Source organism: Roseivivax halotolerans (assembly GCF_900115815.1).
GTDB lineage: Bacteria > Pseudomonadota > Alphaproteobacteria > Rhodobacterales > Rhodobacteraceae > Roseivivax > Roseivivax halotolerans.
This window is the reverse complement of record NZ_FOXV01000020.1, coordinates 17,865-28,415: the sequence shown is the minus strand read 5'-3', so window position 1 is coordinate 28,415 and position 10,551 is coordinate 17,865. Positions and strand designations below refer to the sequence as shown.

Annotated in this window: 8 protein-coding genes; all 8 read right to left on the bottom strand. The window is 65.3% G+C overall.

Annotation, left to right across the window (positions count from 1 at the left end; all coding sequences use genetic code 11):
* Window positions 1-304 precede the first annotated feature (304 nt).
* The 8 genes from BM171_RS17795 to BM171_RS17760 all read right to left on the bottom strand — a co-directional run bounded on the left by BM171_RS17795 (window position 305) and on the right by BM171_RS17760 (window position 10,340).
* Window positions 305-1,564, bottom strand: a complete 1,260-nt coding sequence (locus BM171_RS17795) for a benzoate/H(+) symporter BenE family transporter (protein WP_093015712.1) — start codon at window positions 1,562-1,564, stop codon at window positions 305-307.
* Window positions 1,565-1,601: 37 nt separating this feature from the next.
* The gene (locus BM171_RS17790) at window positions 1,602-2,423 is read right to left on the bottom strand and encodes an enoyl-CoA hydratase/isomerase family protein (protein ID WP_245760330.1); all 822 of its coding nucleotides are present in this window, start codon (window positions 2,421-2,423) and stop codon (window positions 1,602-1,604) included.
* Window positions 2,424-2,443: 20 nt separating this feature from the next.
* Window positions 2,444-3,973 (bottom strand): AMP-binding protein, encoded by a 1,530-nt coding sequence (locus BM171_RS17785; RefSeq protein ID WP_093015710.1) that lies wholly within the window; start codon window positions 3,971-3,973, stop codon window positions 2,444-2,446.
* Entirely contained in the window at window positions 3,966-4,472 is a 507-nt protein-coding gene (locus tag BM171_RS17780) for a (2Fe-2S)-binding protein (RefSeq protein WP_093015707.1), read from the bottom strand. The genes BM171_RS17785 and BM171_RS17780 overlap by 8 nt, the downstream gene beginning before the upstream one ends.
* Window positions 4,460-5,287, bottom strand: coding sequence for an FAD binding domain-containing protein (locus BM171_RS17775; protein ID WP_093015704.1), 828 nt, complete (start codon window positions 5,285-5,287; stop codon window positions 4,460-4,462). The genes BM171_RS17780 and BM171_RS17775 overlap by 13 nt, the downstream gene beginning before the upstream one ends.
* Window positions 5,284-8,268, bottom strand: coding sequence for a xanthine dehydrogenase family protein molybdopterin-binding subunit (locus BM171_RS17770; RefSeq protein WP_093015701.1), 2,985 nt, complete (start codon window positions 8,266-8,268; stop codon window positions 5,284-5,286). Before BM171_RS17770 ends, BM171_RS17775 begins: the two co-directional genes overlap by 4 nt.
* Window positions 8,269-8,383: 115 nt before the next feature.
* Window positions 8,384-9,181 (bottom strand): helix-turn-helix domain-containing protein, encoded by a 798-nt coding sequence (locus tag BM171_RS17765; protein ID WP_245760329.1) that lies wholly within the window; start codon window positions 9,179-9,181, stop codon window positions 8,384-8,386.
* 526 nt (window positions 9,182-9,707) lie between these two features.
* On the bottom strand, window positions 9,708-10,340 hold the full coding sequence (locus tag BM171_RS17760; protein WP_093015695.1) for a tyrosine-type recombinase/integrase: 633 nt from the start codon (window positions 10,338-10,340) through the stop codon (window positions 9,708-9,710).
* Window positions 10,341-10,551 lie beyond the last annotated feature (211 nt).

Here is a 10,551-nt window from a genome sequence, read left to right as displayed (position 1 = left end):
AGTGGTTTTGCGGGACGTGATCCTCAAGCGAGAACTCGTAGAACAACGCCGGTTGCACCTCCTGCCGCGGTCCCATCATCGCCGATCCTCCCACCCTTCGCAGGAATTGAATCAGCCAGATGCCCCCCGATCAAGGACGAGTTTTTCAACGGAATGGGCGGAGAGCCGTCATTCGCTGCACCCGGCTCGAATGTCCGCAAAACGGACGTGGATCACACCGACGACAAACAAAACATTCGTTGGGGGGCGCAGTGCTCTGACTGACGCCCCCCATTTGATCACTCGTGCGACTAAACGCCGGTCTTCAGGGCGCCGAGGTGGCCACGGGCCTGGGTCTGACCACTCGCTCGTTCAGCACGGATACCGCAGCGCCCGCCACGAGGGCCCAGAAGGGTGCGCTGATGCTCAGGAACGACACGTTCGACATCGCCACGATCAGGGCGACGAAGGCTCCGATCTGGTGGCCCGCATTCCGGTCGAAGGCGGACTGGAATGCACTCAGCAGGACGGTGATCATCGCCAGGCCCGCTACCGCGCCGATCAGGGGCCCAGGCAGCGCCATGATAAGCGGCACCGCAACACCGGCGAAGATCCCGAAGGCGGCGAAGAGCACGCCGTTCAGCACCGTGGCCGCATAGCGTCCCTCGGGGTTCTCGCCCGCCTGATCAGAGGAACAGATCGCCGTCATGGGCCCCGCGATATTGGCGTTATGCCCGCCGATGAACCCGGCCAGCATGCCGCCGATGCCGGAGATCACGGTCATGGCGTTGATCGGCGGACGGTAGCCCTCGGCGTAGAGGACCCCGATGGCCTGGGCATTCTCGGCCCCGATAACGAGCACGGCCAGCGGCACTGCAATGGCAAGGAACGCGTCGACCGTGAAGACGGGCGCGGTGAATTCCGGTGCGACAAAGCTGATTGCCGCCTCGCCTCCCTGGAAGCCTCCGGTCAGGGTCACGGCCACAAGGCCCACGATCAGTGCGGTCAGAACCGGCGGGACGGCCCGAAGGAACCGCATCGACAGGAAGAAGGCGATGGTCGCCGCACCGACCACGATGGGCAGCTTCTCGATCGAGGTGACCGCGCCGATGCCGAAGCGAATGAGCGCCCCCGCGATCATCGCCATGACGATGGGCATCGGAAGCCAGCGCATCACCTTGCCGATGAGACCGGTGATGCCGAGCACGAAGACCATCGCGCCGGCCATCAGGAAGGCACCAACCGCCTGTTCGAACGGGAAGGTGCCGAGCGCGCCAGCGACGAGCGCCGCGCCTGGGATGGAATAGGCCCCCGTCACCGGCAGCTTGTAGTAAAGCGCCATGATCAGGCTGATCAGCCCGCCGAGGCCGTAGATCGCCAGAAGCCAGGCCACGGTCTGGCCCTCGGAGAGCCCGCCATTATTGGCCGCGCCGATTACGATCAGCGCCGGCCCCGAGCATCCGAAGATGGCCGCGACCAGTCCCGCACTCGCCGTCTTGATGCCCAGCGCCTCGCGCAAGCCCGACAGGCCCGCGCCGAAGCCCGGTCCTTTCTCGATCCAATTCGTCTGTGTTGTCTGTTCCATCTGGGTCTCCTCCCTTGAATGGTCTTGTATGGCCATCTCAGCGGCCGGTGAATTCAGGCTTGCGCTTGGCGTGAAAGGCCTCGACGCCCTCGCGGAAATCCTCCGATTGCCGCAGGCGGCTGTAGTTCAGCCCTTCCATCTCGATTGCTGTGCTGAGAAGCGCGTCATCGGTGTCGTTCAGCAGCTTTTTCGCCGTGCGCTGCGCCATCGGGGAAAACTCGCGGAGCTCGTTCACGAGGTCGGTCACCGCCTGTTCGAGATCGCTATCGGGCACGCATTCGGTGGCGATGCCCCAGTCCAGCGCCTGCTGGCCCTTGATGCGCTTCGAGCGCATGACGATGTCCTTCGTGCGCGTCACGCCGACGATTTTCTGCAGCCGGGCGGAGCCACCCGATCCGGGGATCTGGCCCAGCTTCTGTTCGGGCAGGGCGTAGCGGCAGGTCTCGGATACGATGCGGAAATCGCAGGCCAGCGACAGCTCGAAGCCGACGCCAAAGGTGTAGCCGCGATTGGCGGCGATCACCGGCTTGGAGCAGCGTGCCGGAGCCGCGACATTCCATGCCAAATGCGAGACATGCTCGGGGCTGGCCTCGAGGAAGCCCTTGATATTGCCCCCCGAGGAGAAATGCTCACCCTCGGCGGAGACGACGATGATACGCACGCGTTCATCTTCATCGAGTGCCTCGAAGACCAGGCGGAGCTGGTCGCGGGCTCCCATCGAGATCACGTTGTAGGGCGGCCGTGCGAGGATGATGTCCGCGCGCTCGCTCGCTTCATCGAGTTGGACATGGAAACCGTCGAGCTCGGAAAGGCGCGGATCAGTGAAGGTCATTGTCTCGGTCATCGGAATATCTTTCATCTCGGTGTCTTTCTGTGGACTTACGCGGTGGTGGTCTCGGCCGGTTCGACCTCGTATTCGCCCGCGACAAGCAGGCGGCGGAGGAGTTTTCCGACAGGGGATTTCGGGATTTCGCGCACGAAGACGTAGCGGCGCGGCCGACGGAAATTGGATAGGTCCGAGCCGCGGCAATGGGCGTCGAGATCGTCTTCGGTGACATCGCCGCCCCGCTTGACAAAGGCGGTCACGATCTTGCCCCAGCGTGCATCGGGCAGGCCGACCACGGCGACCTCGGCCACGGCAGGGTGCAGCGACAGGCAGCTTTCGACCTCGACGGGCGAGACATTCTCGCCGCCCGTGATGATCATGTCGTCCGCCCGGCCCGTGACGAATAGATCGCCGTCTTCGTCGAAGAGCCCGCAATCGCCGGTGAAGTACCAGCCGTCGCGAATGGCCTTGCGGTCCGCTTCGGGGCGGTTCCAGTAACCCTCGAAGGCTTCATCCCCCTGCATAGAGGCGACGATTTCGCCTTCTTCGCCGGGTGCGCAGGTCTGGCTGACATCCGTGTTGCCCAGCGGCACCACGCGCAGGCGCTGGTTGATCGCGGCGCGGCCCGCCGATCCGGGTTTGGCCGCAGCGTTCTGGCAGATGGAGAAGGTGTAAATCTCGGAAGAGCCGTAATGGTTCACGAAAAGCTCGGGCCGGAAGGCCTCCGCCAGTTTCTGCAACAGACCGTCGGTCATGGACGCCCCGGCGAAGCCCAGCTTTCGCACGCTGGCGACCCGGTCCGGCGTGAAGCCTGCGTGGTGGACGATGTCGTGATAGAGCGTCGGCACGAGATAGAGGTTGCTGACGGCATGCTGCTCGATCGCAGCAAGCGCGCCGGGCACGTCGAAGCGCGGCAGGCAGACGAAGGCACCGCCGATCACGCTGGCCGAGAGGAGCGAGCGGATGCCCATCGTGTGATAGAGCGGCATGACGCCAAGCGTGCGCTCGCCATGGCCGTACATGTTCTGCGCCACATGGGCGATGGCCGCGGCCCGTTCGGCCCGGTGGCGGCGCGGCACGCCCTTGGGCTTCGAGGTCGTGCCGGATGTGTAGAGCATGACCGACAGATCGTCGGCACCTGCCTGCGGCAGCGCATCGGTTGCGCGCCCCGCCAGCATCGCGGCGAGGCCTTGATCACCGCCGAGCGGCAGCACGTTGAGGTCCGGGGCAAGTGCCGATCCAGCCACCGCCTCGGACGCGGCATCGTCATGCACCAGAACGCGGGCCGCACTGTCGTGCAGCGCATGGTCCAACTCGTCGGCGGTGACGCGCCAGTTCACGGGCGTGATGACGATCCCGGCGATCTGGCAGGCCCAATGCAGCGAGGCGTTCTCCCACCGGTTCTGCATCGCCGTGACCAGTGTGTCGCCCTTGCCAAGCCCGATCTGGCCGAGCGCATCGACAAGCGCGCTGATCCGGCCATACCAGTCGGAATAGGTGATCGTCCGGTCTCCTTCGGCGATTGCCATCGCGCCGGGGTCGCGTTCCACGGACGCGATAAAGCTGGTTCCGAGGTCAAGCATCGATTGGTCCTCCCTTGATGCGGTTACGGGCGGCCAGCGCCGCCTGAACAATGGGCGCATAGCCGGTGCAGCGGCACAGGTGGCCCGAGAGTGCCTCGCGGATCGCGTCTTCCTCCGCGTCCGGTTGGGGCGAAAACAGCGCGTCGAGCGACATGAGGATGCCCGCGGTGCAGAAGCCGCATTGCAGCGCGAAATGTTCGCGGAAGGCCTCTTGCAGCGGGGACAAAGCGTCCTTGTTGTTCAGCCCTTCGACCGTGCGGATCTCGCAGCCCTCGGCCTGCCTGGCGAGCATCAGGCACGCCCGGGCGGGTTCTCCGTCCACCTGCACCGTGCAGGCCCCGCAGACGCCGTGCTCGCAGCCCACATGGGTGCCGGTCGCGCCGATCTCGTGGCGAAGGGCATCCGTCAGCAGCGCGCGTGGATACGCCCGGACGGATACAGGCCGTCCGTTCAGGGTGAAGCGCACCGGGTGCGTCTCGTCTTTAGTCAGTCGCGGCATGGCAAAGCCTCCTTTAGGGTTTCGCGGCCAAGCTTCCGGACGAGGTCTCGGCGATAGCGGGCGGTTGCGTGCAGGTCGTCGCGAGCTTGCAGGTGCCATGCGAATTCGTTCAGCCGGTCATCGAGATCTGCTCTGTCCGCCGGCAGCTCGAGAGTGCGGGGCGTGTCGGCGACACCGCCCACGGTCAGCGTGGCGGTGCCATCAGGCCGGGCCGTTGCAGCGCAGGCGACGATGGCGAAATCGCCGTGTCGGCGCGCCACTTCGCGGAAGGCATATCCGGTGCTCGACTTGCGGGCCGGGAACGAGACCGAGACGATCATCTCGCCGGGGGCGAGGTCGGTGGACATCATGCCCTGAAAGAAATCACGCGCCGCAACCTCACGCGTCTTGCGGCGGCGGCGCAGGGTCACGGTGCCGCCGAGCGCGATCAAGCACAGCGGTAGCTCGGCGCTGGGATCGGCATGGGCGACGGAGCCGCAGATCGTGCCGCGATTGCGCAGCTGCGTATGGGCGACCCAAGGCAGTGCCGCGTGCACCAAGGGCAGGCGATCTGCCAGGTCCGGCCAGCGCTCCAGCGTGCTCTGGCGCACGGCGGCACCGATGTTAATCCGGTCGGTATTGGCTTCGATCCGCGACAGCTCCGGGATGCGGGTGATGTCGACAAGCGTGGTGGGACTCGCGAGGCGCATGTTGAGCATGGGCACCAACGACTGACCGCCAGCGATGACGCGGGCCTCGGTGCCGCCCTGGTGCAGCGCCTCAAGCGCCTCACTCATGTCGTTGGCCGCTACGAGATCGAACGGGGCGGGTTTCATGACCGGCCTCCCTTGATTACGCGATCAACAAGGCTCCGCAGGCGAGCCAGGGCACCGCTGGACGCGCCGCCGCCGCAATGGCGCGCGAGGGCGCGGAAGAACTCACCGATCACGACCTTCGCCGCGCCGTCCAGAAGCCGTCCGCCGACTGAGGCGACCTTGCCGCCGATTTGGGCCTCGTAGCGATAGGCGATCTCGGTGCCGTCTTCGGTGTCGGTCAGCGTAATGCGGCCTTGTCCACCGCCCGTACCGAGCGCGCCTACGGCCTGCCCCGAGAGGGTGACCGCGTTGGGTGGATCGAGGTCCGACAGGTCGATATCGGCCTTGTAGCGCCCCCGCACGGGCCCGACGCCCAGCGTCACATCCGCCTCGAAGCGCGTCTCGCCGACCTTCCGGACGCCATGTGAGCCGGGGATGATCGCGTCGAGCGTCGCGGGGTCGAGCAGCATCCGCCAGACATCCTCGCGGCTGGCCTGCACTACGGCGCGGCCTTCGCCGGTAAGCTTGCGCCCACCTGCCGTGTCCTCGGTTTTCGTCTCGGACACGGGCTCTTGCGGGGCGGGTTCGTCGCCGAAAATCAGGGGGGCGAGCTTGGCCGCAGTCACCGGCAGCACGATCTCGGGTGCATCGCCCTCGGGTGCGAGCGCATCGGCCACGGCGTTGGCGATGCACACGGGCGTTGACATGCAATTGCCTTCACCCACGCCCTTGGCCCCGAGCGGTGTGAAGGGCGACAAAGTCTCATGATGCAGGATCACCGGATCGGGGACCTCCATCACGGTGGGCAGCAGGTAGTCGGCAAGCGTGCCCGAGCGGAAAGACCCGTCGGGTCCGTATGCGTATTCCTCAAGGAAGGCCGCGCCGACCGCCTGGGCAAAGCCGCCCCGCACCTGGCCGTCGACCATGGCTGGATGCAGGATGCGCCCGCAATCATGCATGGTCACGTAGCGGTCGATCCGCGGCTCGGCGGTCTCGGGGTCGATCTCGATCCCGCAGAAATCGAAGATGAAGCCATGACAGAGCGAGGAATTCACCCCGTCCTCTGCCGTCGGTGCCTCCAGCTCGGGCGGGGTCCAGTAGACGGTCTCGCGCATGGTCTGGTCCACGCCTTCGGGCAGGGTGCCCGGCGACCAATGCGCTGTGGCGGCCGCCCGTGCGAAGGACAGGCTGTTGTCGGAATTGCCAGCCGCACCGATGCGGCCCGCCTCGAAGATCACGTCGTCCGGTGCGATGTTCAGCTGCGAGGCCGCGACCTTCGCCAGCTTGTCGCGCAACCGCGCAGCCGCGATCTCGGTGGCACCGGCGACGGCGGGGGCAAAGCGCGAGGCGTAATTGCCCGAGGCGATTGACCAGGCATCGCGCATCGTGTCCACGTCGGCCAGAACGCGCACCGTGTCGATCGGCAGGCCGAACTTGTCGGCCACCACCTGCGCCAGAACGGTCCGGTGGCCCTGGCCCTGCGGAACCGAGGCGACTTTGACCGTCACAGAACCCAGCGGGTCGATGGAGATGGTCGATGTTGCCTGCGCACCGTTCTTAGGCCCGGCCTTGGCGCGTTCTTCGGGCGTCAGGACGGTGGTGATGTAGCCCATGTTCGACACCGAGGGCTCCACTACGCAGGCAAAGCCGATGCCGTAGCGCCGGCCTGCGGCGCGGGCCTTGTCGCGGCGGGCGTAAAGCTCGGCGAGGCCGCCTTCCTCGACCGCGCGGTCCAGCGCCGCGACGTAGTCGCCCGAGTCATAAAGAGCACCGCTGGCCGTGCGGTAGGGAAAGGCCTCTGCGGGGATGAGGTTGCGGCGGATGACCTCGAGCCGGTCCAGCCCAAGATGCCGCGCGATGGTATCCATCAAACGCTCCAGCGCGAAATAGATCTGCGGGCCGCCGAAGCCGCGATTGAGGCCGGTCGGGGTCTTATTGGTCAGCACAACGCGGTTGCGGATCGCCATGTTCGGGATGTCGTAGGCACCGGTCATGTTGCCGTGCATCCTGTAGAGCGTGGCAGGCTCCGGCGCGCGCAGATGAGCGCCGCAATCCTCGATCTGGTCCCAGTCGAGCGCGGTGATCCGTCCGTCCGCCGTCACCGCTGCCTCGATCCGCGTCTGACGATTGGTGGCAGAGACGCTGGCCGACAGATGCTCCAGGCGGTCCTCGATCCACTTGACCGGCGCGCCCGCGATGCGCGCGGCGATGGCCGCAAGGATCATGTAGGGAAAGACGCCCTGCTTGATCCCGAATGACCCGCCCGAGTCGGGCGGTGTGCGCAGCCGCAGCCGGTTGCCCGGCACGTTGAGCGACCGGGCCACCACCGCGTGGATCGAAAAGGGGCCTTGGAAATTCGAGGTGACGTCATAGGCATCTTCGCCCGGCTCGTAGCTGGCGATGACGCCGTAGGTCTCGATGGGCGTGCAGGCGCTGCGCGGATAGGTGACGTCGATGCCGATCCGGTGCGGGGCTGCGTCAAACTCTGCCTCTGGATCTCCGTAGCGGAACCTGCGTTCGTTGATGAGGTTGCTTCCGAGGCTGGTATGCAGCACCGGCGCGTCCGCAGCCAGCGCCGCCACGGGCTCCACGACGGCGTCGAGCATAGCGTAGTCGACCACAACCAGATCGGCGGCATCTTCGGCAAGGTAGCGGTCGGTCGCGACGATCATGGCCACCGGCTCGCCCACATAACGGACGCGGTCCACTGCCATGGGCCAGCATTCGACATCAGCCTTTACGCCGACGGTCATGGACCGAGTACGCGCCGCGACATCTTCTCCGGTGATCACCGCTACTACGCCCGTCGCCTGCGCGGCCTCGGCAGTATCGACAGACCGGATCGCCGCATGGCCGTGGGGCGAGCGAACAAAGGCCAGCGCGAGGGTGCCCGCAGCAACCGGCAAGTCATCGATATAGCGCCCCCGTCCCGAAAGCAGCGCCGGATCCTCGACGCGCAGGGCGGACTGGCCGAGCAGCTTTTCTGAAACGGTATCTTTCATGTCTCCTCCCGGCTTGGCATGGGCAAGCCCTTGGGAGAGGACGTTAGGCGCGGGTCTGCTGGCCTCGCGATCCCGCCAGGTCTCGGACCTTACCGAGGAGTCTCAAAAAGCGGGGTCAGGCGGTATCGCGCAGGGCTGAGACATCGCGGAAGACGCTGGGCGAGGAGCCGGCATGGTCGTGGAAGAACCGCGAAAAATGCGCGGGGACAGAGAAACCCAGGTCGTGCGAGATGGCCGAGAAACTGCGCGTTTCATTGGCCACGGCCTGCACCGCACGCTCCACCCGCTGGGTGTTCAGGTAGACCCGGGGCGAGATCCCGGTATCGGCCTCGAAGAGCCGGAAGAAATGCGCACGCGAGAGGCCGCATTCGCGGGCGAGCCAATCCATCGAGTCGATGCCTGCGGGATTCTCGCGTAGCAGGGCCAAGGCCCGCGCGATCCGCCGGTCGGGCGCGCGGGTCGCTTTTGCCCGCACCCGGAGGGAGGGCTGCACCTCGCGCCAAGGCGCCAGCCGCTCGATGATCGAAACCATCAGCCGCCCGATCAGCCGCTCATGCGCCGCGGCATCTCCGGGTGCCTGCACCATCGCCTCTGCCGTCTCGCCGACCTGTCGCCGGATCTGTGGCGTGATGGCACCGCCCGGATGCGGGAAAAAGTCCGGACCGGCGCTCGCCTCCCAATTGCCACGAAACGCGCCAAGCCAAGCCGGTTCTATGTACATCGCGAGGATGATGGTTGGCGGTTGATCCGCGCGGTGCACGTAGCTGTGATGCTCCCAAGCATTGATTAGAACCGCGCTTTCATCGGTCAACGCCACGCGGCGCCCGCCCACATCGAACTCGGTATCGGCACCTTCGACCTTCAGAAGAACGTGGCATTGCGCATGGGCGTGCTTAACCAGAGGCCGGTCCATATCAAGTAGAGCGACCCGCCCGAAAGGCCCGATAGCAATCCTCAGAGCAGACGACATCCGAAATCGTTACCAGTTTTCAAGATCGGGTCAATCTCGGCCGACTGCAGGCTTCCTGATGGCTGCGCGTTTCAGGGCATTGTCGGCGGCACTTGATAATTGTGTGACGTCAAGCGTTTCGCGCGGATGCCAGATAGCAAACTTGATCATGATGAATCTCACTCCGATCGGCCCGAAACAAATGTTTCGTTGAGGAGGGAATCGCTCCGTTTAAGCGCAGATGTGCTTCGCCATGCTGAAGCCCCTTCGGCATGAAGAAGCCATTTCCTTGCAATCAGACGTAAGCTTGAACTTTTCCGAATCTCAGGCGTATGCGCGGAGCAAAGCCTTACGTCCTCCGTGTGGTTCATAGATGCGACTATTAAGCACCGAATGGTCGATCCGAAAGAAAGAGGGCTGCTTCCAGACCTTGGCGGCTCAGTCCATGAATGGCTGGTCAGGGCCGGCCGCGACAGCCGGCCCGCCGTGTTCAGATCTCCACCGCCTCGGCGATCGCGAGCGCATCTTCGAGCTCGACGCCGAGGTAACGCACCGTGCTGTCCATCTTCGTGTGGCCGAGGAGAAGTTGCATCGCCCGCAGGTTGCCGGTCTTTCGGTATATCTGCGCGACCTTCGTGCGCCGCATGGAATGGGTGCCATAAGCGCTCGGTTCGAGGCCGATGGATGTCACCCAGTCGCGGACCAGGCGAGCATACTGGCGCGTCGAGATGTGCCGCCGCTCATGAAACCGTCCGGGCCAGAGATGTTCCGATCCGACCATTTGCGGTGCTTCGAGCCATGCTCCGATTGCTTTCCGGGTCCCATCGGTGATCTCGAAGCTGACCGGCCGCCGTGTCTTGCTTTGAATGATCGCGGCGCGGTGCTTGACTTGGCCCGCCGCGTAGATGTCAGCGACCTTGAGGCGCACCAAGTCGCAGCCGCGCAATTTGCTGTCGATGGCGACGTTGAAGAGCGCCAGCTCGCGAGTCCGCTCCGCGATCTCGAGGCGGACTCGGATCGCCCAGACGTGTTTCGGTTGCAGTGGCCGCTTCTGGCCGACGATCCTCCCCTTGTTCCAGGCGGGGCGGCAGGCGCGGATTGCCGGTAGATTGGCAGTAGACATAACGGATCCTCCGTTCCACCACGCCCACCACGTCCTCGACAATCAGCCGACGCGCCATCATAGCACCGATCTGCGGCGAAGGTCGGCTTCGAGCTCAGACTGACCGCCGCGTCGGAGTTGTAATTCGCAGGCGCAGCTAAACATTGCCCGCCAGAGTCAGCCCAGTCCGGCCGTCAAGTGTCGGCCTGACACTGAGGTGCGACTTCCCAGG